Origin of the sequence: Sphingobacterium endophyticum, assembly GCF_009733535.1 — a bacterium.
Classification (GTDB): Bacteria; Bacteroidota; Bacteroidia; order Sphingobacteriales; family Sphingobacteriaceae; genus Sphingobacterium; species Sphingobacterium endophyticum.
In genome coordinates, this window is record NZ_SMMI01000015.1 from 25,649 (window position 1) to 50,944 (window position 25,296).

General features: G+C 39.1%; 17 protein-coding genes. 6 read left to right on the forward strand and 11 right to left on the reverse strand.

Going from position 1 to position 25,296, the window contains the following annotated elements:
• Positions 1 to 107: 107 nt before the first annotated feature.
• Genes E0Y80_RS16225 through E0Y80_RS16240 form a run of 4 tightly spaced genes read right to left on the reverse strand, consistent with a single transcriptional unit; the run spans position 108 to position 7,060 of the window.
• On the reverse strand, positions 108 to 1,559 hold the full coding sequence (locus tag E0Y80_RS16225; protein WP_156308729.1) for a RagB/SusD family nutrient uptake outer membrane protein: 1,452 nt from the start codon (positions 1,557 to 1,559) through the stop codon (positions 108 to 110).
• 19 nt (positions 1,560 to 1,578) lie between these two features.
• The gene (locus tag E0Y80_RS16230) at positions 1,579 to 4,752 is read right to left on the reverse strand and encodes a SusC/RagA family TonB-linked outer membrane protein (protein ID WP_156308730.1); all 3,174 of its coding nucleotides are present in this window, start codon (positions 4,750 to 4,752) and stop codon (positions 1,579 to 1,581) included.
• 36 nt (positions 4,753 to 4,788) lie between these two features.
• The gene (locus E0Y80_RS16235) at positions 4,789 to 5,841 is read right to left on the reverse strand and encodes a dipeptide epimerase (RefSeq protein WP_156308731.1); all 1,053 of its coding nucleotides are present in this window, start codon (positions 5,839 to 5,841) and stop codon (positions 4,789 to 4,791) included.
• 4 nt (positions 5,842 to 5,845) lie between these two features.
• Positions 5,846 to 7,060 (reverse strand): C40 family peptidase, encoded by a 1,215-nt coding sequence (locus tag E0Y80_RS16240; RefSeq protein ID WP_156308732.1) that lies wholly within the window; start codon positions 7,058 to 7,060, stop codon positions 5,846 to 5,848.
• Between the two features lie 171 nt (positions 7,061 to 7,231).
• Here E0Y80_RS16240 and E0Y80_RS16245 point away from each other — a divergent pair, with 171 nt between their 5' ends.
• Positions 7,232 to 8,266 carry a glycosylasparaginase gene (locus E0Y80_RS16245; RefSeq protein ID WP_156308733.1) on the forward strand — a complete coding sequence of 345 codons (1,035 nt, stop codon included), beginning with the start codon at positions 7,232 to 7,234 and terminating at the stop codon, positions 8,264 to 8,266.
• Positions 8,267 to 8,392: 126 nt separating this feature from the next.
• On the opposite strand, the gene E0Y80_RS16250 is transcribed toward E0Y80_RS16245, so the two are convergent.
• Positions 8,393 to 11,164: a DNA gyrase/topoisomerase IV subunit A gene (locus tag E0Y80_RS16250; RefSeq protein WP_156308734.1), complete on the reverse strand. Its 2,772-nt coding sequence runs from the start codon at positions 11,162 to 11,164 to the stop codon at positions 8,393 to 8,395.
• A gap of 124 nt (positions 11,165 to 11,288) precedes the next feature.
• Between E0Y80_RS16250 and E0Y80_RS16255 the strand changes: the two genes are divergently transcribed.
• Positions 11,289 to 12,092 carry an alpha/beta hydrolase gene (locus E0Y80_RS16255; protein WP_156308735.1) on the forward strand — a complete coding sequence of 268 codons (804 nt, stop codon included), beginning with the start codon at positions 11,289 to 11,291 and terminating at the stop codon, positions 12,090 to 12,092.
• 60 nt (positions 12,093 to 12,152) lie between these two features.
• Entirely contained in the window at positions 12,153 to 13,343 is a 1,191-nt protein-coding gene (gene dinB, locus E0Y80_RS16260; RefSeq protein ID WP_156308736.1) for a DNA polymerase IV, read from the forward strand.
• Here dinB and E0Y80_RS16265 read toward each other — a convergent pair.
• From E0Y80_RS16265 to E0Y80_RS16275, 3 genes are read right to left on the reverse strand one after another with little or no spacing between them, the layout of a single operon-like run.
• Positions 13,340 to 14,542: a glycosyltransferase family 4 protein gene (locus tag E0Y80_RS16265; protein ID WP_156308737.1), complete on the reverse strand. Its 1,203-nt coding sequence runs from the start codon at positions 14,540 to 14,542 to the stop codon at positions 13,340 to 13,342. The two genes, dinB and E0Y80_RS16265, sit on opposite strands and share 4 nt — an antisense overlap.
• Positions 14,523 to 15,557 (reverse strand): lysylphosphatidylglycerol synthase transmembrane domain-containing protein, encoded by a 1,035-nt coding sequence (locus E0Y80_RS16270; protein WP_156308738.1) that lies wholly within the window; start codon positions 15,555 to 15,557, stop codon positions 14,523 to 14,525. Before E0Y80_RS16270 ends, E0Y80_RS16265 begins: the two co-directional genes overlap by 20 nt.
• Complete coding sequence (locus E0Y80_RS16275) at positions 15,542 to 16,717, reverse strand: glycosyltransferase family 4 protein (RefSeq protein ID WP_156308739.1); 1,176 nt, start codon at positions 16,715 to 16,717, stop codon at positions 15,542 to 15,544. The genes E0Y80_RS16270 and E0Y80_RS16275 overlap by 16 nt, the downstream gene beginning before the upstream one ends.
• Positions 16,718 to 16,924: 207 nt before the next feature.
• On the opposite strand from E0Y80_RS16275, the gene E0Y80_RS16280 reads away from it, so the two are divergent.
• The 3 genes from E0Y80_RS16280 (at position 16,925) to E0Y80_RS16290 (ending at position 21,963) form a co-directional block, all read left to right on the forward strand.
• A complete protein-coding gene (locus E0Y80_RS16280; RefSeq protein WP_156308740.1) occupies positions 16,925 to 17,899 on the forward strand; it encodes an endonuclease/exonuclease/phosphatase family protein in 975 nt (324 codons plus the stop codon).
• A gap of 69 nt (positions 17,900 to 17,968) precedes the next feature.
• On the forward strand, positions 17,969 to 18,898 hold the full coding sequence (locus E0Y80_RS16285) for an endonuclease/exonuclease/phosphatase family protein (RefSeq protein ID WP_156308741.1): 930 nt from the start codon (positions 17,969 to 17,971) through the stop codon (positions 18,896 to 18,898).
• 131 nt (positions 18,899 to 19,029) lie between these two features.
• A complete protein-coding gene (locus E0Y80_RS16290; protein WP_156308742.1) occupies positions 19,030 to 21,963 on the forward strand; it encodes a DNA polymerase III subunit alpha in 2,934 nt (977 codons plus the stop codon).
• A gap of 47 nt (positions 21,964 to 22,010) precedes the next feature.
• Here E0Y80_RS16290 and E0Y80_RS16295 read toward each other — a convergent pair whose 3' ends face one another.
• Genes E0Y80_RS16295 through E0Y80_RS16305 form a run of 3 tightly spaced genes read right to left on the reverse strand, consistent with a single transcriptional unit; the run spans position 22,011 to position 25,264 of the window.
• The gene (locus tag E0Y80_RS16295; protein ID WP_156308743.1) at positions 22,011 to 23,309 is read right to left on the reverse strand and encodes an AI-2E family transporter; all 1,299 of its coding nucleotides are present in this window, start codon (positions 23,307 to 23,309) and stop codon (positions 22,011 to 22,013) included.
• Between the two features lie 7 nt (positions 23,310 to 23,316).
• The gene (locus E0Y80_RS16300) at positions 23,317 to 24,510 is read right to left on the reverse strand and encodes an MFS transporter (protein ID WP_156308744.1); all 1,194 of its coding nucleotides are present in this window, start codon (positions 24,508 to 24,510) and stop codon (positions 23,317 to 23,319) included.
• On the reverse strand, positions 24,500 to 25,264 hold the full coding sequence (locus tag E0Y80_RS16305) for a TrmH family RNA methyltransferase (RefSeq protein WP_156308745.1): 765 nt from the start codon (positions 25,262 to 25,264) through the stop codon (positions 24,500 to 24,502). Before E0Y80_RS16305 ends, E0Y80_RS16300 begins: the two co-directional genes overlap by 11 nt.
• Between the last annotated feature and the right edge of the window lie 32 nt (positions 25,265 to 25,296).

The following is a 25,296-nucleotide window of genomic DNA, read 5'->3' on the forward strand; positions in this document are numbered from 1 at the left end:
TTTGCGTTTTTATGAGGATTTGTAGTTTAAAACTTCAGAATTTAACTAGTGAAAATAAAAAACGGGAAAGATTTTCTCTTTCCCGTTTAATGGATTATTAATAATAATTAATAACCAGGGTTTTGTTGATCCTCCAAACCAGGGTTTGCATTGATTTCCACCTGAGGAATCGGCAAAATGGTTTTATAAAAAGTTCTATTGATTGATTTTTCACGATGAGACATGGTAACACCTACATGTTCATCATTGAACGTAATGGTTTTGTTCGTTCGAATCATATCCCAATAGCGGACACCTTCGGCGTAAAGTTCCTTACTTTTCTCATCCAAGATCATTTGCTCCGATATGGAGGTAGATGTTGCTGCAGCCAGATCAGGAGAACGTTTTCTAATTTCATTTAAATAAGTGGCAGCTTTAACCTTATCAGGTGACGCTTTTTTCAATGCTGATTCCGCAGCATTCAAATACACTTCAGAAAGACGGGCAACCTTAATGTTGACGGCTGTGTATGTATCTTTTCCATCCCCCTTTTTATCTACCGATCCAACATATTTGTAACAAGAAGCTTGTCTGTCTAATTCGTCCTTTGTGAAAATTCCCCAACGTACATCGGTTTCATCCTGACCTAATCTATCCAAGAAATAATCCGATGCGGTGAAATTTCCTAAAGCGTTATTATCCTTGTTTCTTAAATAATAGAATCCTAATGAGCTTGATCCTAAATCACCTTGGTCTTTAGCCAAAGTAATTTCATAAATAGATTCTTTTCCAAATTGGCTAGCCCAAGATGGTACCCATTCGGAATTGGAATACAGTGAATACACTTTATCATTAATAATTTCCTCTGATGCAGCAAGGGCTTTATCATAGTCACCCATGGTCATATAGACACGGGAAAGAAAAACGCGGTTTGCGTAATAATTGATATAGCCGTTTGATTTGGTTTTTGCAAGCAATGGAGCGGCAGCATTCAGATCGGCAATGATTTGTGTGTAAACTTCCGAAACCTTATTTCTTAAAGGCTGTGCAGAAGTTGGCAAGAGTTCAGTAACTACAGGAATACCTAATGCATTGGGATCTTGCGTATATGTTTTTCCATAAAGTTTAACCAATTCAAAATGTAATAATGCGCGCAAAGTCAATGCCTGTCCTTCAAAATTATTGAAATCCAATTCAGTGCCTGCAGCTTGTAAGGCATCGATGCTTTTAATGATATTGTTTGCCTGCATGATGGCATTATATCCATCAGTCCAAAAATCAGAATAGTTGTTGTTATTTATGGAATGGTTGAAAACATAGAGAGCGTCCAACCCACGACCTTGGGAGACGATGGTCAAATCCCCACCTTTAGCATCTCCGTATATCATAAGGTTTCTGCCATATAGGCTAGATTTTGCTAATTGACGAGTGAGTCCATTGATCATTACTTTAGCATCTGCCAATGTTTGGATGGTTACGCTAGAGTCTGTTGAGTCAGTTGGTTTTACATCTAAGAAGTCCTTACAAGAAAATAATGATAAACTTGCAAGAGCTATTATATATAGTGATTTCTTTTTCATGATGATCTAAATTGATAGGTTATAAACTAACTTCTAAACCGAATGTATAGGTTTTTCCAAATGGAGTTTCCCAGCCTCTAGTTCCGTATTGGTTCACTTCGGGGTCTGCCCATTTAAATTTGGAAGCGGTCAATAGATTAGTTCCATTGAAGAAGATTCTTGCATTGCTCAAACCGATCTTACTGCTTACCGTTGAAGGAAGTCTGTAGGATACATTCACATTTTTCAAGCGAAGGAAGGATGCATCGTATAGGTGACGTGTAGAGCGCGTAATACCATCTTCAGGGTCATTTCCACTTACTTTTGGATATAATGAATTCGGGTTTTCCGGTGTCCAAGAGTTTTCTATCGCATAGTAAGAACGGATTCTTTCCCAATAGTAACCATCCTCGGCAACATCTCTAGATCCAGAATCGAACAATTTGCCGCCAATTTTATAAGTAAAATTCAATCCCACAGAAAAGCCTTTGTATTCAAAATCGGTATTAAATCCTCCATAAGCTTTCGGAATAGGAGAGCCAACGATAACTTGTTTCGCATCGGAAACCTTGTTTGTTGCTCCGCGGCCTTCGTGTAAGAATTCACCATCAGTACCATCATTTGTATACCAGATTGGTTTTCCGTTACTTGGATCTACACCTGCCCATTCAGCCATATAGTATGAATAGACATCTTCGCCTTCTTTATACAAAAATTGAACCCTTGAATCCCCTCCAGTTGGGTCCCACCAAGTAATGTCCTTGCCGCCATAAAGTTTAGAAACCTTCGATTTTAAGAAAGATGTATTCACGTTTGCAGACCAGCGGAAATTGTCATTTCTGATCATGTCTCCACCCAATGAAATCTCGATTCCTTTGTTATTGATTTCACCCACATTCATTAGGGTTGAGTTAAATCCGGTAACAAGCGAGATATTGACATCTTGTAATAAATCTTTTGAGTCTCTATTGAAGTATTCAACGGTACCAAATAATCTATTTTCAAATAATCCGAATTCAGCACCAACATTGAAGGTGTGACTTTTTTCCCATTTCAGATTTTTATCTGCAATCGTTGTTAAGTTACCACCCGGTTGGTCCATGTAATTATATCCATAAGTCGCCAAGGATCTCCAGCCATAATTATTAGTTGGGAGTGTTCCGTTTGTTCCGTAAGAAGCCTTTAATTTCAAAAGATTAATGTCTTCGATCTGAGCGAAGAAGCTTTCATTTTTAAGGTTCCATGCAGCCGACAGCGACCAGAAGTTACCCCAGCGAGTATCAGGTCCTAACCTGGAGTTTCCATCTCTCCTTAATGATCCAGATAAGAAGTAGGTGTTTCTGAAATTGTATTCTGCTCTAGAAAACACGGACATCATATTGTTGCCCCATAAATAAGCATTTGCATCTTTAATTCCTGCAGTCGCTACGGTGTGCAATGCGCTGGAAGGTAAGTTGGATCCACTTGCATATTGGTAGTTTACCTCATTTTTCTCAGCTTCAAATCCTGCCAATAAATCTAATGTATGATCATCGACGAATGTTTTGTTATAGTTTAAGGTTGTTGAGGAAATAATTTTCTTGTAATTGGTGCTGAATTCAAATACAGATCCATTTGCAGTAGCGCCATTGGTAGGATGATAATGTTGAGGGCTATAGTACAGATGATCCTTTACCTCAGCATTGTCGTAAGAGAAAATAGTTTTACCAGTTAATTCAGGTAAGAACTTGACCGTTAAAGATGGAGCTGCAACGATTCTTAATGTTTTAGAAGTGTTTTCCCATTGTTTATCATAATAAAGCGGGTTGTATCCTAATGAATTGTATCTGAGTTTATAATCTTCTCCTGTTTTATAATCCGTTGGCCAGTAGAAAGGGAACAGCAAGTTATTTGCCAAATACATATAGTTCGTACCTGTATTTCTAGTATCATTATACCCTTCTTGATTATTGTGATTTAGGTTTAAATTCGTTGCAAATTCAACCTTATCAGAAAGCTTTTGAGAAATATTCAATCGCCCGCCAATTCTTTCAAATTCGTTGGTATAAGTACGGCCTTTATCCGTTGTGTAAGATAATGAAGAATAGTATTTTGTTCTATCTGTAGCCCCACTTACTGAAAGGTCATTTGTCTGGTATTTACCTGTACGGAACAAAGCATCATTCCAATCAAAATATTTACCGTCTCTATTTTCGACACCATCAGTTTTACCTTTGATGATTACCTTGTCGTAAAGTCCAGTACCTTCAGATGAGAATTCATATCCATGGATTCCAAATCTTGTATTCATTCTGTTAAGGGCATATTCGTTTGCCTTTTCTTCTGAATATCCATTGGAAGTTCTATAATCATGAAATATTTCGTAGAAATATTGGATCTGTTGTTGCACATCTCCGGGTTTGTAATTATCGGTTGCCCAATTTGGAGTTACGCCTAATGAAGTTCTGAAGTCGATTTTAGGTTTTCCAGCCTTTCCGGATTTTGTTGTTATAATAACGACACCATTAGCTGCCCGTGAACCGTAAAGAGAAGAAGCGGCGGCATCTTTTAGGATGGAGATTGATTCAATATCACTTGGATTAATGGTCGCCATGATATTATTTGTCGTTCCTGCGATAGCACTATTCATTTGGCCAACATTACCTGAAACGACAGGCACCCCATCTACTACATATAAGGGCTCATTTGAAGCATTCATGGATCCAATTCCTCTGACACGAATTGTAGAGGTAGAACCTGCCTGTCCTGAAGTTGTGTTGATTTGCACGCCCGGTATACGACCTGTCAAAGCCTGTTCGAATGAAGTTACAGGAATATCTTTAGCATCCTTTTCATAGTTAACAGTTGCAGCAGAACCTGTGAAGGCACTTTTTTTCGCAGTACCGTAAGCCACTACCATAACCTCATCAATGGCTTGATCATCTTGGGCCAGGTTTACACTGATTGTTTTTCTGCCATTTAAAGCAACTTCTTGACTTTTATAGCCAATATAAGAAATGATTAAAGTAGCATTTTGGTCTGCATTTAAAGAAAATAGACCATTTTCATTGGTGCTGCTGCTGTTGTTTGTTCCTTTTACGGATACCGTTACTCCAGATAATGGAGTTCCGTCCGGTCCGGAAACTTTACCAGCCACAGCGATTTGTTGGGCATTAACGACCTGCATAGATGTACAAGTCATTAAACACAGCGTTGTGAGTAAATGATGTTTCATAATTTGGGTAATTTGTTTCTTTGGTAATTATTTCAACTATTTCTTGATGATTCCGATTCCTGGTCGGTCAGGGAGTATGCATAATCCATCTTTAACCTGCATCCCTTCATAAATATCGTTTCCTATTAATAGGGCACCATCCAGATCAGCCCAATCTACTAATGGGGCTAGTTGTGAAGCGGCTGAAATGGCACAGGATGTTTCTGTCATACATCCTAACATTACTTTCATATCCAATGCACGAGCGACTTCGGCCATTTGTTTAGCTTCACGCATTCCCGTACATTTCATTAATTTGATGTTAATACCAGTGTAGACTCCTTGAAGTGCGGGGACATCAATAAGCCGTTGGCATCCTTCATCAGCAATAGTAGGAATCGGAGAGTGTTCAGTCAGCCAAGCATTTTCATCAATCATTTCTTTTGGCATGGGTTGTTCCAAGAAAACCACATTTCTTTCTTTCAACCAATGAGACATTTCCAAGGCTTCTTCTTTATTTTTCCATCCTTGATTAACATCCGCACATAAAGGAACATCAGTAACGGAACGAATGGTGTCGATAATCATTTTATCTGTATCGAGGCCTAGTTTGACTTTTAAGATTTTAAACTGTTCTGCCTCGGCCACTTTCTTACGAATCATTTCTTCGGTATCAATACCAATGGTATAAGAAGTGGCAGGAATTAAGTTTGGATTTAATCCCCAAATTTTAAAGAAGGGTTGATTCATTAATTTTCCTAGAATATCATGAAGAGCAATGTCAATTGCTGCTTTTGCGGCCGTGTTTTTTAGGTCGACGCTATCCACATATTCTAAGATTTCTGCTGTTTGAAAAGGAGAGTTGAATGCTGATAAGTCAACCTTGTTCAAGAAATTCATGACGGATTCTTGAGATTCTCCAAGATATGGGGGCATACTTGCCTCCCCATAGCCAACAATTCCATCGTATTCGAGCTCGGTCAAAACGACCGGTGTTGTGGTTCTACTAAACGAAGCAACAGTGAATACATGTCGCAATTCGAGGGTATATGGGCGAAAGCGCAAGGTAAACTTGCCCATTTTTTTGCTGAACCAATCGTTGCTATTCATTATATTAATTTTTGTAGTAAGCGTTATCTTGAATTTTTTGAACCTGTTGATCTTGTGTTCCGATGTATCTTTTGGCAGCAACGACTGTTCTGGTTTGGAAGTCATCATAATTGCTAGCCTCTTTCAACATAGAGTTTATTCTTACCGTTCCGGCCGAATGAATAAATTCTCCATTTCCAATGTATAGAGCCACGTGGGTTACTCTTGCGTTGGGATTACTGTTTTTTCCAGAGGCAAAGAACAAAAGGTCTGCAGGTTTTAGGTTTTTCAACGCTTTTGTTGGGTCAAAATGCCCCTCTTTGTCCAAGATATCTACAGATTGTCCTGCTAAGACTTGCTGAGATGCATCCCTTGGGATGATATAGCCATTCATGTAATAAGCGGTTTTTGTAAAGCCGCTACAATCAACACCTTTTACGGATGTACCACCCCATAAATAAGGCAGGCCCATCATGGTTTTTGCGCTATTGATCACATTTTCAGGAGTCAATTCTCTTGTTTTTATCCAATTCTCAAAAGTTATAGCTTGATCCTTAGGTATAAATGCTATTCTTTGGTCAGGATAAGATACTTTGAAATAATTTCCTTCTTCGCCCAAAAGGCCGAGGATATTTCCATAGACTAAATCAGAAACACGAATGCTATTTGGGTCAGCTTTGGAAAGAGATTTTCCAAATTCTGCGGTGTAAATGATTTTTGGTAATGATTTCCAGTTTTTTAAGCTTTCTTGATCCATTGCAGCAATAGAAGAAGCAGGAACATAAGAAATATATCCTTCAGGCGTTCTTGCCCGATACTCTCCATCTACTTTTTGCAATAAGTCCACTTCTGTACCTAACAAAGCCTGCGTTGCCATTTCAGAAGCATTTCCGGGTTTGGTTCTGAAGTTTGCCACGGAAAGATTGACGATTCCATGCATTTTTTGACCAACAGAAGAATCAGGTAGAGCTTTGATCTGAATGTTAGCGGGAATACTGCTGGTTTTTGATTTAATAAATTTACTTGCTTCAGGGATCGAGGATTCGATAATGTAATTATTGCTAATCGGATTGGCATCAATCAGGGCAACAATTTTTGTTCTTTTATCGGGAGCAAATTGTTTTTTGGCATCTTGTACGATCTGATCAACTTTTTTATAGATCGTTGAATCTGTCTGAGCAAAAGAAATACTATTTAGACAGATAAAAGTGCAGAATAGAGCGGCTGTACGTATCATCATTCTAGTCTTTAATAATTGTTATAGAGGTAAATCGGCATAAATATGCGAAAAATAGGGGGTAAAGTAGCATATTTTTACGTTTTTTCCATTTAATTAACTGTAAATAATGCAAAATTTACAATCGTTTAATCCTTGTTCTTTGAGATTTCTATTCCTAATATTGTAATTACTATGCATTCAAGAAGAAAATTTATAAAACAAGGTATTATAGGGGCTGCAAGTATTAGCGCCGTTACCTCAGCGATTTCGTGTCAAGCGGCAACGAAGTCAGATAAAGCGGTTCGTAAACCGATCGTCATCTCCACTTGGGATTTTGGGGTAGCAGCCAATTTGGCCGCATGGGAGATATTGAAGAAGAATGGCCGCGCTTTAGATGCTGTTGAAGCTGGAGTCAAGGTTCCGGAGGCAGATCTGAAGAATGTAACAGTTGGGAAAGGAGGTTATCCAGACCGCGACGGACATGTCACCTTAGACGCCTGTATCATGGATGAATTAGGGAACTGCGGATCTGTTGCCGCCATGGAAGATATTGCACATCCAATTTCCGTAGCAAGATTGGTGATGGAAAAAACTCCCCATGTTATGTTGGTCGGAGATGGAGCGAGACAATTTGCTCTTGAAAATGGATTTAAGGCCGAAAATCTTCTGACCCCAAGTTCTGAAGAAGCATGGAAGGAATGGTTAAAGGAAAAAAACTATAAACCGGTCATGAATATTGAGAACAAATCCTTTGCAACTGAGAAGTTGCCGGGCAATAAATATAATCATGATACCATTGGTATGTTAGCACTAGATGCTGATGGGAATTTATCTGGGGCATGTACAACAAGTGGTATGGCATTTAAGATGCATGGTCGTGTTGGTGACAGTCCGATTATTGGGGCAGGTTTATATGTAGATAATGAAGTCGGCGGAGCGACATCTACTGGAGTAGGAGAGGAAGTAATCCGGAATGTAGGTAGTTTTTTAGTCGTTGAGTTGATGCGTCAGGGCTATTCTCCCGAGGACGCATGTAAGGAGGCTGTGATGAGGATTGTGAAGAAAAAGCCAGAAATTGCAAAGGAGATTCAAGTGGGATTTTTGGCATTGAATAAGCAAGGAGAATTTGGATCGTATGCTTTACAAGATGGGTTTACATTTGCAATTTGTGATTCCTCCAAACAAGACCGGATAGAAAAAGGTAAATTTCATTATAAACCTAAATAGGGTTAAAAAAGCTATAAAATGTAAAAGGAGAAATATTCCCATTTAAATAGGTTTATTTCTCCTTTTTTCTATGAACGTAATTCAATAAATATTTCCAAAGCTTGATCGCTGGAAAGCTACCTTTTATTAATCATCTTCAGATCCATTTTCACCAAATAAACCAAGTTGACCATTATTATCAATTTGAATATCATCTGGATTGGTAATTTCAAAAGGAATATCATCGATTGGTTTTACCTCAGTTTCCTTACTATCTTTGGGTTCTACCTTTTTAACGTCTGCTTTTGTTTCTTCGATTTCCGTTCCAATTACCTTCTCAACTGATTCAGCAATCTGACTTTCAACGGGTCCTTCAGATTCAACCATTGGGTTTTGGGAAAGATCCTTCTCGTCGGTCAAGAGTTTTATTTTTTGTACGGTATGGAAGGAAAGTCTATTACCTTGTGCTTTCATTCCTTTTACATCGACAATTTCAGTTAGTCCTTGTTCAAAATGTTCCTGAGTTTGGGATTTTCCTTTTAGAATATCCAATCCAACTACTGGAGCGTCATTGTTTGTTAGGAGGATTAATTTACTGTCGTCACCAATAAACCTGACTCTTTTACCAACTGGGTTGTCGTCGAAATTAAATCGCTTCACATAATAGGTTCCAGTTTTGGTATCCTGATGGATTGCGGTATAGACCTGCTGAGGAATAAATTTTTCCAAGCGGATCATTTTTTCGTCGAAGTGGTTGTTCAGGTCAAAGTTGGAAAGTTCATAAGAACCGTCATTGAGTGCCATCAAAATTTTGTCATCACCATCAAATTCACCCAAGAATTTACCTCTGTTATCAGCATTTAGGCGTTTTAAGATGTCATCATACCAGATTTTTCTACCAGCAAGTGTTGAAACGCCAGCACTTTTGAAGGAGACTTTTTTAACAGGGTACTTGCTGACAATATTTCCTTGCGATGCACGACCTTTGATTGCGATTTCAGCAAAATCCATATCAAAGTTTAGCTTACGAAGCTTAGAATGTGGTTTCAGCTGAATATTAACTATTTCAGCTTCGCCATTTGGATTAGCGGTGAAGTAAAGGAATTTTGATCCTTTTGTAGCTTTACCGATATCATAATCTTTGTCTCGAGTTACAGCAGTAACGGAGAATCGCTTGATATAACTTGTTCCGGTAGTTCCGTCTTTGTATATCGCATTATAAACGGTTCTTTCGTCGCCTTTTTTGAATACAGCAATATGGATAATGTCCTTGCCTACAAATACTTTGTCTTGTACTTTAACGACAGAATATTTACCATCGCCTCTGAAAACAATGATGTCATCAATGTCGGAACAGTCACCAACCAGTTCATCCTTACGCATATTGGTTCCGATGAATCCTTCCTCCCGGTTAACATATAGTTTAGCATTTGCCAAAGCAACCTGTGTCGCTTCCACTTTATCAAAAACACGTAATTCAGTTTTACGCTCTCTACCTTTGCTATACTTAGTACGAATATATTCAAACCATTTAATGGTGTATTCTGTAAGGTTACGGAGGTTTTTGCGAACCTCTTTAATTTCATCCTCCAAAGCCTTCATCTGTTCATCCGCTTTTTTGACATCAAAACGAGTAATGCTACTCATAGGCTTGTCAATTAATCGCTTGTAATCTTCAGGAGTAATTGGGCGGTAAAACTGATCGAAAAATGGTGCGAATAACTGATTCAATACTTGAACTACGGTGTCGAAATCCCCAGCATTTTCATAATCGGGATGTTTATACATCCCTTCTTGGATGAAGATTTTCAGTAAGGAACTGAAAAAGATCTTTTCTTGAAGTTCATGTAGCCTGATTTCAAGTTCTTGTTTTAATAGGCTTTTAGTCTGTTTAGTGTTTTCAATCAAGATGTCATTGACACTCATGAAATGAGGTTTATTGTTCTTGATGACACAAGTATTGGGAGAAATGGAAGTTTCACATCCGGTGAATGCATAAAGAGCGTCGATTGTTACATCAGGAGATATTCCGGGTGCAAGGTGGACGATAATTTCTACGAATTCTGCGGTGTTATCCTCGATTTTCTTAATTTTTATTTTTCCTTTTTCATTGGCAGAGACAATACTATCGATGAGTGATCCGGTCGTTGTTCCGAAAGGGATTTCTGTGATTGCCAGAGTTTTTTTGTCACGTTCTTCGATTTTTGCGCGAACTCGAATTTTTCCACCGCGTTGTCCTTCGTTGTATCCAGTAACATCGGCCATTCCACCCGTTGGGAAATCCGGATAGATTGCTGGTCTTTCACCTTTTAATACCTGTATAGATCCATCGATCAATTCAATGAAGTTATGGGGCATGATCTTGGTAGCCAAACCAACCGCAATACCTTCAGCCCCCTGCGCCAATAGCAAAGGGAATTTTACAGGCAGGGTAATAGGTTCTTTATTACGACCATCATAACTCAATTGCCATTCGGTTGTATCCGGGTTGAATACGACTTCATTGGCAAACTTGGACAATCTACCTTCGATATAACGAGCAGCTGCTGCTGAGTCTCCGGTGATCGGGTCGCCCCAGTTACCTTGACAGTCGATCAATAGATCTTTTTGCCCGATTTGTACCATGGCATCACCAATAGATGCATCACCATGGGGGTGATACTTCATGGTATTCCCAATGACATTTGCTGCTTTGTTAAATCTGCCGTCATCCATTTCCTTTAGGGAGTGGAGGATTCGTCGTTGCACTGGTTTGAAACCATCATTGATATGAGGTACAGCACGGTCTAATATAACATAGGAAGCATAATCCAAAAACCAGGTTTCATACAATCCCGATAGTGGGACTGTGTTGCTCTGTTGGTCTTGATTTGGGTTTGAGTCGTTATTTTCTTCTATCTCGTTGATTTCGTCACTCATGTACTTTTCCGTAAGTTTTTGATGGGTTTACAGGATTGATTTCTGCAAACCTCGTAAAAATACAAAATTCATTTTATTTGTCTTATTTTTAGGATTATTCTACTTTTTAACAAAATCCAATATCATGAAGAGATTTCTTTCCATATTAATTTTAAGTGTTTCGATAAGTGTGTTATACGCCCAAAACGGAAAGTATGAACTCAAGGAAAATATTTCTTACGCTGGTTCTGGGGCGGATGAATACAGTAAGGAGCGCTGTCAGGTTGATGTATATTATCCGAAAGACAAGAAGGATTTTGTGACTATACTATGGTTTCATGGTGGCGGGTTGACAGGTGGGGGTAAAGAAATTCCATCATATTTAAAAGATAAGGGGGTTGCGGTCATCGGGGTTGGCTATCGTTTGTCTCCGAAAGTGAAAGTTGAGGATATTATCCAAGATGCTGCAAAGGCTGTTCGATGGACTTTTAATCATATTGGAGAATATGGTGGAAATAATAAGAAGATTGTTCTTTCTGGCCATTCTGCAGGTGGATATCTGAATTTGATGTTAGCGTTGAATCCGCGATACCTGAAGGATGAGGGAATCGATGCGGATCAGTTATATGGAGTTGTACCATTTAGTGCGCAATGTATCAGTCATTTTACGGCTCGTTCTGAAAAGGGAATCGATATCAATCAACCCGTAGTAGATGAATTTGCTCCATTATTTTGGGTTCGTAAGAATCAGGTACCTATTACGTTAATTACGGGAGACCGTGAGCTTGAGATGGTCGGTCGTTATGAGGAGAATGCCTATCTGGCTAGAATGTTGAAGATTGTTGGGCATCCACAGGTTAAATTGTTGGAATTGGATGGATATGATCATGGCATGACGTATCCGGCGTTTCCGCTGTTGTTGAAAGAAATTGAACGTTGGAATAAATAAATAAAACTTGTTTTACTAAGAATTTTAGTAATTTTGAATTGATTGATATTCGGAATTACTATGGATTTGTTTGATAATAAGCGGTTTGTTGCTCATTTAGACTTAGATACGTTTTTTGTGAGCGTAGAACGTCTGAAGAACAGTAAATTCATTGGTAAGCCCTTGATTGTAGGTGGTATGAGCGACCGGGCAGTTGTTTCTGCCTGTAGTTATGAGACGCGTAAATTCGGGGTTCATAGTGCGATGCCGATGAAGCTAGCTTTACGGTTATGTCCGCATGCTATCGTTGTTCGTGGCGATATGGACAGCTATAGTTATTATTCTCGTGTAGTGACGGATGTGGTTCGGGATACGGTTCCGGTGATGGAGAAGGCGAGTGTAGATGAGTTTTATGTAGATCTAACGGGCGTTGATCGTTTTTTTGGCTGCAGTCAGTTTATGGTTGAGTTAAAGACGAAGATACAAAAGGAGAGTGGGTTGCCGATTAGTTATGCATTGGCTTCGAATAAATTGGTGAGTAAGGTTGCGACAGATGATGCGAAGCCGGATGGTAAAAAGGAGATTTTGCATGGCTTTGAAAAGGACTACTTAGCACCTTTAAAAATACAGCGGATGCCGGGGATAGGCGAGAAGACGAGTATGCTTTTGTTGCAGATGGGGGTGAAGACGATCAAGATTTTGAGTGAGATTCCGGCGCCGATGATGCACAATCTATTGGGGAAGAATGGTATAGATCTCTCGAGAAAGGCGAATGGAATTGATACTTCTCCGATTGTTCCCTATTCGGAGCAGAAGAGCATTGGTACAGAAGAAACCTTTATACAGGATACAATCGATATGCAATTTTTGAACAGTGAGCTGATTCGTATGACGGAGCGTTTGACCTTTCAATTGCGAAATCAGGAGCGTCTGACGGGCTGTGTGACGGTAAAGCTTCGGTATGCAAACTTTGATACGGTCAGTAAACAGATGGTAATTTCGTATACAGCATCGGACAGCGTCTTGCTGAAGAAAGTCAAGGAGCTATTCGTTAAGCTATATGATAGGCGGATGTTAGTCCGCCTAATTGGGGTTCGTTTCAGTCATTTGGTACAGGGCTCACAGCAGATTAACCTGTTTGAAGATACGGAGGAGGCTGTCCGGTTATACCAAGCGATGGATGCTATGCGCGCTCGATACGGTGATGAAGCCATTAAGAGGGCAGTCTCCGTAAAGAAAATAGAGAAAGATCACCGTACTCCCCATTTTTAATACTCTTTTGAATGTACAAGTTTTAAGGGTGATTTTTTAAAAGTCAATTTCCTGAAGGTTTGGAGATAGGAGCGAGCCATTATTTTCCAGCTGTAATTTTCTAAGCTAAAAGATTGGTAGGAAGCAACGATTTCTGTGTAATCTTCTGGGAATGCGAAGACATCATTTAATTGATTGAGCCAAGCCTCAGAATCACCTGCGGGTAAAAGAATACCATTTTTACGATGCTGAATAGCATCTGTGATTCCTTCGATATCGCCTGCAATAACGAGCGTGCCGGCGAGGGAAGCTTCCAGACAGACCAGGCCAAAACCTTCCATGTCACCCTGCACTTGAATGTTTGGCATCAAAAAGGCCGAGGAATTGGAAAGCAGTGTCTGAAGATGAGAGAAAGGGACCTTTCCCAAATGATGTACACGACTCTTGATTTCAGGATTCTTGAGCAATTTGCGGATTGCTTTTTCATCGGAAGGATAGCCCAGGAAAAGAGTGACAAGTTTGTAAATCCGTTTAGGAAGTATGCTCAGCATAGTTTCCATAAATGTTCCTTTATGTTGATATGGTCCCAACATGATCAATTGAAAATCAGCCGGCATTTTCGGGACGACCTCTTTCAATAACCAAGAGAAGCCTTTTCTTTTGACGGGCCTCCCAAGGGTAACCATATATTTTTTCTTGAGATCCAATTGAGGATAATAAGCTAAGATTTGATTTAATGGAGTATGTCCCGACTCTGCGATAGCATGATCAACTCCGTTATTGATTACTGAGATTTTATCTTCGGAAATTCCCCTTTGGATCGCAGCATTCTTGGTAGCAGCACTGACTGCGATGATATGGTCGTATTCGTTAAATCGTGGAAGGATTTTTTTCTGAAAATAGCGAAGGGGAAATACAACATCTAGTCCATGAATGGTCACAACACGTTTGATATGTTTATATCCGGAATGGAAGAGTGCTAAGGAAGCAATCAAACCATCGTTAAAATGAATAAGTTGTATGGCAGGGTTCTGCTTTAATATTTTTAATATATTGGAATTGAGGTTTATAAAGAATTTTAGTAGGCTTTCTTCCCCCTTTTGATAGACCAAAAGGTGTACGGGTACCTGAGTAGCGATGCCATTGATAAGCTCATAGCTTTGTTTTTCCATTCCGCCGGTGGCAGGTGGATACTTATGACTAACAAATAATATTTCCATTTTGATAAGTAGAATCTTGTTTACTGTCCTTTTTGATAAATAGGTAAAGGATGAATCCCATAGCAATCCAAAAGAGCTGTCTGGCACGACGCAGGATGGAAGCGGAAATCCAAACACTAGCGTTTGAGATGGCGATGATCTGAAGCATGATTTTATTGCCCAATTCTTCAAACCCTAATTGTCCCGGAATGAATGCTCCCGCACTTTTAAAGACGATAACACCCATGTCCAGCAGTAAGCCATGCATCGGAATGACGTCAAATCCTAAAAAAAGAAGAATCAAGTAAAACTCCAAGCTGCCAATAAGCCAATGGATAGTTGCAAGGAAATAGGATAGCCAAAAGGATTTGGGGTTATAGCGATAGGATTTTCGAATATTGAACATTAACTCCTGCATCTTGAATATTAGTTTTGCAATGAAGTTTTTGGATTGAATAGGTTTGCTTGCCCTAAAGATGGATTTACTGAAGATTAACCAATAGAAAAAAATGAGATTGGAGAGAATCAGCAGGCCAATAAATACATAAAAGAATATTCCTAGGTTTTGAATTGCAAGTTGTCCGATTTCTAAACAGTTTAACCAAAGGCAGGCAAGGAGGAAAAGGAGTATCTGTGAAAGCACGGTTGTAATCCTTGAGGTAGCTACCGCACTTAAAGCATTATCAGAAGAAATTCCGTATGGTTTTAGCATTTCAGCTTTCAATAAATCTCCGCCGACAATGCTGGTTGGATTAAATTGACCCACAGTTTCTCCTACCTGGCGAACAGCGAATAATCTTATCAGACTAATTTTTTTTCGATCGTTTCCCAAACAAACATGCCAGGACCAAGTACCAAAGAAATAGGCAAGAAAGGTGATGCTGATCAGGTAAATAAATTTAAATCCGATTTTGTTGAGTTCTTGTTTAGTAGCGGCAAAATCGGTATTCAAAATAAATACCACGACAAAGGCAAGGATAATCAGGGCAAGGATAATCTTTATCGTTTTCCTGTTGATTTTTAATTGCTCGCCCATGCAAATGTATTAATGGGTTCCGTTGCCAGTTCCTGTATATCCTCAAAGTAAGTATCAGCGAGCTTTCCCCAGTCCAATTTATTGACATATGCTAATCCTTCTTTCCTAAATTCCTGTCGGATGGAGTTGTCAGATAATATTTTTTGGATAAAATAAACATATTCCAGGGCATTGTTAGGGAGGCATTTGTATCCAGTACGACCATGTTCAATAAGGCTTGCGCTTCCACCACCGTTTGCAATTACGCAGGGCAATCCGGAAGCTAATGCTTCGATAACTACATTGCCATAGGTTTCGGAGGTGGAGGTAAATACAAATACATCAGCAGAGGCATATAACTTGGAGAGCTCTTCATGGTTCAACTTTCCTAAGAAAATGGCAGAAGGCATCACTTCCTGTGCTTCTTGCTTAGCTGCGCCATCACCAGCGATAATGAGGTTATAGTCTATTTTGGACTTTTTTAATTGATTATAGATGTCGATTAAAGTCTGAACATTTTTTTCCCAGACCAGTCGACTGGCAAAAAGAATATTGGGTTTGTCATTTTTAGTGATTCCTTGAATATATTCTTGGTTTGCTTTTTCAGGGTTGAACAGGCTTAAGTCAATACCCCTTTGCCATAAGGTGAGTCGCTCAGGCTGGATACCAATTTCTTTTAATTCTTCGATAATATTATGTGCAGGTACATACACTTTTTGACAGCTATTATAGAAGCTTAGCATTGCTTTTCGCATCCAATATTCTGCCGGTTTGATTAAGGAGGATAAGTTTCTTAGGTAATAAGCTATGTAGGAAATAAAGTGTGTATGGTAAATACTGATAATAGGAATATTATTTCTTTTGGCATATTTCATAGCGAAGAATCCGAGGAGGGACGGTGTCGCGATATGAATAACATCTGGGGCGAAGTTATCCAGAGCATCCTCTAGTTTCCATTTTGAAAGTTGGGGGACAGCAATGGTATAATCATCATTGATTGGAATTTTGAAGGTAGGGACTTGATAAGATTGGTGTGCGCAGAATTGATCAGGTCCTTTACCATAGATGAAAAGATAGGAAAATTCAGTGTGATCGATGCGGTTAATAATTTGGAACATTGTCCTAGAAGCACCATCGAAATCCTCAATAAGGATTTCTGAAAAAAAAGCAACTTTCTTCATTTACAATTCAAAATTGTCTATCTGATAAAAGTATGACCATAATATTTCTTTAATACTAATTTGGTGTTAAGTAATTATGATTGAAATATTTACGCATCGTAAACGCTTAATAATTTCGAAACATCAAATCAACAAACCTTTAATATTGATTTAAGGATAGGTTTAATTGTTAAGGATAGTTTTGTGTTGGGATTTATGTTGAACGATATGCTAATCAACCTTCCGTATCCACAAAAAAGTAAAGCATGGCATTTCAGGTTTGTAGGATTGTTGTCTATACTATTTTCATTGTTATTTCTTCTGAGTTATAAGCAGAGCAAAGGTTCTCGTGCAGTTCCATTGGCCACATATCCGGAATTGGCGAGGACTAGTTCAGGCGAGCTTTCCTTATTGACATATAATATTGCGGGCTTGCCGCAGTTGATTTCGAGTGCTGAGACACCAAGGGCATCAAGTATCCGTACGATAGGAGAGCGGGTTAATGCTTTTGATATCGTTAATGTACAGGAAGATTTCAATTATAACAGCGATCTTTATGCATCGAATCTTCATGTATATCGTACTGAAGCGATGGGTGGAGTTCCTTTTGGTGATGGATTGAGCACACTTTCAAAATATCCCATTATGGAATCGCAGCGTGTTGCCTGGAATGATTGTAGCGGCAGTGACTGTTTAACCCCCAAGGGTTTTAGTTTTGCGAGGATTCAAATTGCGAAGGATGTTTTTTTGGATGTCTATAATGTACATGCAACGGCGCAAGATAATCAACAAGCTGTTCAAGCACGGAAGAAAAATCTAGCTCAGCTTGCGGCATTTATTAAGGAAAATTCGAGCTGTGAACCATTGCTTATTATGGGAGATTTTAATGCGCATTATGCGTTCACAGCAGACAATATTCGTGAATTTCAAAAGGAAGTTGATTTAATTGATAGTTGGGTTTTGCTTCGCAACCAGGGCAGATTGCCTGAAAAGCAGGAAAATTTTGTTGCTCAACATGCCTTAAAAGTTACCGACGATTGCGAAAGTATTGATAAGATCTATTTTCGTAACAGTGATAATATTATATTCAAACCAAAAGATTATCTAGTTCAGCATGACTTATTTTCCACGGATTCAGGCATTCCCTTGTCGGACCATTGTGCTATTTCATTAAAATTGGAATGGGAATTGACTGATTTATAATGATAATTTAATATGAAGTACCAACTAAGGTAATTTGAAAACGATATTTTGTTTCATATAAATTAATAGATGACCATACTTTTTATACTTGCTGGGGTAATTGTAGTATTATTATTTTTGTTTAAAAACTTAAAAGGAAAGCTGATTTCTGTAGCTATTCCACAGGGAGAACATAAATCTGACCATTATCTCCAAGGGAAAATTTCATTACTAACATACAATATTGCAGGTCTTCCTCAGGGAATTTCAGCGGCTAAACTACCTAGGAAGTTAAGTATTGCGGAAATTGGGGAAAAAGTTGAGCCTTATGATATCATAAATGTTCAAGAAGATTTTAACTACAATAATGCATTTTATTCTAAGAATTTACATCCCTATCGTACGGCAAGCAAAGGGAAGATTCCTGTTGGTGATGGATTAAATACGTTGTCCAAGTTTCCGATTTTAGAATATAGAAGAATACCATGGCGTCATTGCAGCGGGCCGGATTGTTGGACAGTAAAGGGTTTTAGTTTTGCGAAGATTGAGCTTGCAAATCAGGTGAGTATCGATGTATATAATGTTCATGCGAATTCTAGTGATGTTGCTCGGGCAGCCAGAGCTCGACGTGAGAATTTTCGTCAATTGGCAGCCTATATCAATGAACATTCGGTGGATCGTCCAGTTGTTGTGATGGGCGATTTTAATGCACATTATGCATATAAAAGAGATAATTTACATGAATTTCTATTGACCACTGGTTTGTCGGATGGGTGGGTTCAATATCTTAGGAAAGGAGTTTTTCCGGAGGTCATTCCCAAGTTTATTGCGCAACATATGCTAAGTCTGAACAATGATACGGAGAGCTTGGATAAAATTTTCTTTAGGAATAGTAAAAACCTAAAGTTCACTCCTATGGATTATCAGGTTGAGATTGATCGTTTCACCAATGTGGATGGAGAAGCCCTCTCTGATCACCTTGCTGTATCCATGCAATTAGGGTGGACTTGGGAAGACTAGATTATTTGTTTAGATTAACCACCAATATATATAAATAGTAATTAGCTGAGTATGAAATACTCGGCTTTTATTTTGATAAAAAATGCTAATATTTTTAGTAAAATGAATTAAATATTTCCTAATCTTGTAATATGTTTTTGAATTGCAAGACTTGGTTTAGTTTTCATTATGGAACCATTCCAACAAAGGATTTGGTGGAGAAGGGACAGCTACTCGGGCTGAAGGCAATGGCATTGACCAATATCAACAGCACGGCAGATTGTTGGGATTTTGTATTGAAATGTCAAGAGGCGAATATCAAGCCCATTGTTGGTGTTGAAGTACGGAATGAAAATGAATTTTGTTATATTCTTTTAGCAAAGAATAATGCTGGATTGCTGGCGATTCAAAGCTTTCTTTCATTTTATAAGCAGCGCAAATTAGCATTTCCCAACAGGCCATCATTTGAGTCTGCGGATATTTGGGTTATCTATTCATTTGGGAATCACCCTGAATTGGATCAATTGGGAGGTCAGGAGCTTGTAGGTCTGAGGATGGAAGATCTTAATAAGTTGAGTTGGCAAGAGGCATTAAATGCGGACTGTTGGGTCATCTTGCACCCGGTAACCTATCAGGATAAAACTAATTATGACCTACATCGTATTTTAAGGGCGATTGCTAAGAATACGTTGTTATCAAAACTAACAAAGGACGATTTTGCAAAGCCCAATGAAACCTTGTTGGATGAGGAAACATTAGTATATGCTTTTGCAAGATTTCCAACGGTCATCAGTAAGACGATGCAGGTAATTAAAAGCTGCTCGATTGAAATGGAGTTCCACATTGATAAGAATAAAAAGCATTTTACAGCTTCGGAGGAAGGTGACCATGAGCTATTGAGAAAATTGGCTATTGAAGGTTGTAAGATTCGATACGGAGTCAAAAATAAAAAGGCGATGGATCGTGTGGAGAAGGAGCTGTCTATCATCAAGCAATCCAAGTTTAACTCATATTTCTTGATTGTTTGGGATATGCTTCGATATGCGAATGAGCAGGGTTTTTACCATGTTGGTCGCGGTAGTGGAGCCAATTCTGTTGTTGCCTATTGTCTTCGTATCACAGATGTGGATCCCATGAAATTAGATCTATATTTCGAGAGGTTCCTGAATCCCAACCGAACATCGCCGCCAGATTTTGATATTGACTTTAGCTGGAAAGATCGGGATTCGATTTTTGAATACTTATTTATGCGATATGGGCGTCAGCATGTTTCCTTACTTGGGATGTATACGACCTTTCAACGACGAGCAATTGTTAGGGAACTGGGTAAAGTTTTCGGCTTACCGAAGGAAGAGATAGATGAGTTGGTTCATAAGCGGGAATGGTCTGCTGAGGATAAGATTCAGCGCTGGATTCAGAAGTATGGCGCCTTGTTAGTTGATTTTCCAAGCAATGTCAGTGTACATGCAGCAGGGGTCTTAATTAGTGAGCAGCCCTTGAATCAATATGGGGTATTGGAGTTGCCACCTAAGGGTTTCTTAACTCTGCATATGGATATGTTCGAAGCAGATAGAATCGGTTTGTTTAAGTTCGATATCTTGAGCCAACGGGGTTTAGGACATATAAAAGATGCATTGGAATTGGTGTTGCGAAATAAGGGGAAGCATATCGATATACATCAAGTAGAGCGTTTTTTAGAGGATCCTAAATTGGCGGATATGATTCAAAAGGCAGACACGATAGGCTGCTTTTATATTGAAAGTCCTGCGATGCGTCAGTTATTGGGCAAGCTGAAGTGTTCGGATTATATTACGCTGGTAGCCGCCAGTTCAATTATCCGTCCGGGCGTTGCCCAATCAGGCATGATGAAGCAATATATTGAACGCTATCACGATAGGGACAAGGTTGAGTACTTACATCCTAAAATGAAGGAGCTTTTGGAGGAAACTTTTGGTGTTATGGTTTATCAGGAGGATGTTATTAGGGTTGCGCACCATTTTGGGGGGATTTCATTGGAAGAGGCTGATATCCTGCGTCGGGCGATGAGTGGGAAGTATAGGTCGGAGAATAAGTTTGAATTGATGCGAGAGAAGTTTTTTGCCAATTGTCGAGCGCAAGGTTATGAAGAGGCAATTACGGCAGAGGTTTGGAGACAGATGGAGAGTTTCGGCGGCTATTCTTTTGCCAAAGGACACTCCGCATCTTTCGCCGTTGAAAGCTATCAGAGTCTATATTTAAAAACCTATTTTCCATGTGAATTCTATGTTGCGGTGATCAATAACTTTGGCGGTTTTTACAGGACGGAATTTTATTTTCATGAACTTCAGAAGAATGGCGGGGAGATTGAACTTCCATGCTTGAATCACAGCGACTATCTGACGAATATCATGGGTCAGCAGGTGTATGTGGGATTGATTCACCTTCAAGGTTTGGAACAGGATTTTGCCCATCAGATTGTAGAGGAAAGACAAAGGAATGGTTTCTATAAAAGTTTGAACGATGTTTTGCAACGGTTGCATCCAGCTCCTGAGCAGCTCAATATCCTGATTCGGATCGGGGCATTAAGATTTACGGGGATGGATAAGAAAACCTTGTTATGGGAGGCTAATTTTAGAAATAAACGTACCGAAAAGGACGATCCTGTTACTTTATTCGAAACGGAGGAGCTGAAGTTCTCTTTACCTGATTTTGAAAAGAATAGGAAGGAAGATCTTCGAGATGAACTGGATCTATTGGGTTTTGTGGTTGGAGATTTTTATGAGCTTCTGAATAGGGAGCATCTGAAAGGCAGTATTTTGGTCAAGGAATTGACGAACCTGCTTGGACAACAGATAAAAGTTATTGGCAGGCTTGTAACCTTGAAGGAAACACGGACGATAAAGAAGGAGCGGATGTGTTTTGGGACCTTTTTGGATGTTGAGGGCGAATGGTTGGATACGGTTCATTTTCCTCCAGTATTGAGGCAATATCCATTTCAAGGAGGTGGATTCTATGAACTGCACGGACGGGTTATGGAAGAGTTTGGCGTTTATAGTGTTGAGGTTACCGCCATGCGAAAATTGGGCTCTGATTTAGGTGAGAATTAAGATAAAAGAAAACGGGACGTATGTTTTTACGTCCCGTTTTCTTTTATTTAATCTTCTTTATTTTCCTCTTTATTGTCTTTGTTTTTTTGAAATTCGTCCTGAGGGAGGTCTTCATAAGGTAATTCCTCAGACTCATTGATTTCCTTATATTTCATTTCCGCATTGGGAGCCTGCTCCAGGTTATCGACATGAACATCCAGATCAACTTTAATTTTTTTCTTGTTTTTAGGCATTCGAACAATTCCCCATTTCATTAGTAATTCTTGCGTAGAATTTCTTTTTAGGTGAAGTTTTTCTGGTTCACCGATTAAGAATCCGAATGCTTCCATGTTAGGGTTAGCATCGAAGATAACCTTTAATGTAGCGATTAAAGGCAGGGCAATAATTAAGCCGGCAAGTCCAAACAGCATCCCTCCTAATAGGATTCCGATAATTGCCATCAATGGATTGATGCTCACCTTTGATCCTACGATATTAGGCGTGATGATATTTCCTTCAAGGAATTGAACGACTTGGAACCAGGCAACTACTCCTAAAGCATAGAGCGCACTATCCTTGGTGGCAAGGGCAAATAATGCTGGAAGGATTGAACCAATAGCAATTCCAATATAGGGCAGGAGCATCAGCAAAGAAGCAAGGGAGCCAAAGAACCAAGCATAATCAATTCCCAGAGCCATTAAACCGACGGTATTTAATACAGCTACAATTCCCATGACGGTAATTAATCCGACTAAATAACTCTGCACAACTTCGTAAATTTTATTCAGTACTTCATTGACTTTGCTCTGAGGCGAAGACTTAAATGCTTTAAAGAAAAATTCGCGAAAGAAATCGCGATAATACAACAGGAAAAAACTTAATAGGGGTACTAATATGGCACTAGCGAGAATATTTCCAATTGAGCCAAAGGTGGATGTCAGCATTCCGCCTGCATTTTCCATGGCTTTTTCACCCTGTTCTCTTAATTTTTCCATTATTTCTGTTCTTTCAATTCCGAACTGGGTCTCTATCCATTTCTGTCCACCCTCAAATACAGAGAGTACTTTGTCCGTAATTGACGATGCATCTTTACCAATTAAGATACTTTCATAAACAATAAACCATGACAACCCTGAAATAACTGCGATGGCAACAATAACAGCTAGAATTGCTGAGAAAGCTTTTCCTAGGCGCAACCTTTCAAAAAATCGAGCTAAGGGATATAGGGAAATTGAAATCAGAATTGAGAATATTAAAGGCAGTAAAACACTCTGAGTAACATACATGAGTGCTAGGATTAATGCCAGAGCCATCAGACTAGAGGCTAATTCAAATGAGTATGGTCTTTTGGTTTGTTTATTTTCCATATGAAATCTATAACAGGTTTTGTGATTTTTTGTTTTTAGCGTTCCAATATAATACGTAAATAAATGCCAGCAATATTACTATTGCATTTCCATAGAAAATATACGGAATTCTAAGAATTTGGTCATGATAAATGTATCCAGCAAATAATGCGCCACCTCCAATTCCTGCTTCAAGAGCGATGTACATGGTGGCCATGGCTTTTCCACGATATTGAGGAAGTGAAAGGTCAATGGTCCAGGCATTTACTGCTGGGGAAAAGATTCCAGTACCAATTCCGTACAGACATGCGCCGATGACGAGTTGAGCGATATTATCTCCGAATCCAAGATACATAATGGAAATGGCGATAACGATCAATCCCACTTTCATGACGGAAATTCTGCCATAGCGATCGGCAATTTTTCCAGAAACAAACCTTATTCCAATGGATGCTAGGGTATAAGCAGTGAAAAATAATCCTTTGTTAGCAATACCAAGGTGTTCGCTCCAATCGGGAATTAAAGTTAGGATAACTCCATATGCAGTATAGGAAAGAAGAGTTACTATGGCAGCAGGAATTACCCTGATTTCAATTATGTCCCTTCTTGATATTTTCAGCATCTTGGGCGAGAATCGGTTTTTTTCCTTTAATGTTTCTTTCATATTCATCACGATGATAATGGAAAGAAAAGCAAACGCGGAAGAGCTATAGAACATGGTATTGAGGTCATAGGCTTGGGCGATATAACTACCGACTGCTGGGCCTAATGCTCCCCCAATACTGAAGCAAAGACCATGCATCCCCAACGCTTCACCCCATCTTGAAGACGGAATAATATCAGCGATATAGGCTGAAGTGGCTGTCGGTTTAAACCCTGTAGAGAAGCCATGAACTAAACGTAAAAGAAAAAAACCTGCAACAGAACTTAGGATTGGATATAAAAAGCCACAGATCACGCAAACCGTAGAACCAATTGCCATAACGGGCACACGTCCCCATTTATCTGTGAGTCTGCCACTAAAAGGGCGCGATATTCCAGCAGTCAATGTGAATAACGCGATGATTAATCCCTTATGTGCCGCTCCACCAAGGGAAGATAAGTAGTTTGGTAATTCAGGGATAATCATGTTAAAGCTAGCTGAGAATAATAGCGAGCTCAAACAGAGAAGACCAAATTGTATGGTATAAAGTGGTTGTTCTTCGTTTATATTATTCTCCATTTTTTCTCTCCAAATATTGTCGAGTTAGTTCTGAGCAGAAAATGGTGGTAGCAACAGCCACGTTTAAAGATTCCGCATGCCCAATTCGAGGAATTGTAATGGCTTTGGTCACCTTGGGGATCAGGCTTTCACGAATTCCATTTCCTTCGTTTCCCATCATGATAAATCCATGATTTCCAAAATCTGTATCATAGATGGATTCACCATTTAATAAAGCCCCGAAAACTGGGAGGCTGTTTTGAGCGATAAATTCTTCAAGGTCGATATAATGGAGTTTAATTCTAGAAAGAGAGCCCATTGTAGCTTGGACTACTTTAGGATTATAAGCGTCCACAGTTCCGATTGAACAAATAATATTTTCTATTCCGAACCATTCAGCAGTACGAATAATCGTTCCCAAATTGCCAGGATCTTGAACATCGTCTAAGATTAAACTATGCTTTCCTTGGAGCTCTTGTTTATCGAAATGGGTATTTTGAGGAATTTCAACCAATGCCAATGCACCTTGCGGATTCTTCAAGCTACTTATCTTAGCAAATTCAGCTACAGAAACATCTTCAAGTTTTATATTTTGGGGTATTTTGCCCAATTTTGCAGCTGCTTCCGCGGTCGCAAAAATTTTACCTATCTTGTAGCTCGATTGGATAAATTCCAACACAGATTTGATTCCTTCTACTACAAATAAGCTGTGCTGAGTACGGAACTTTTTATGCTGCAATGACGTGATTAAACTGATTTGAGCTTTTGACAACATGGGATGAATGACTAAAAAAAGAAGTTTTTTAT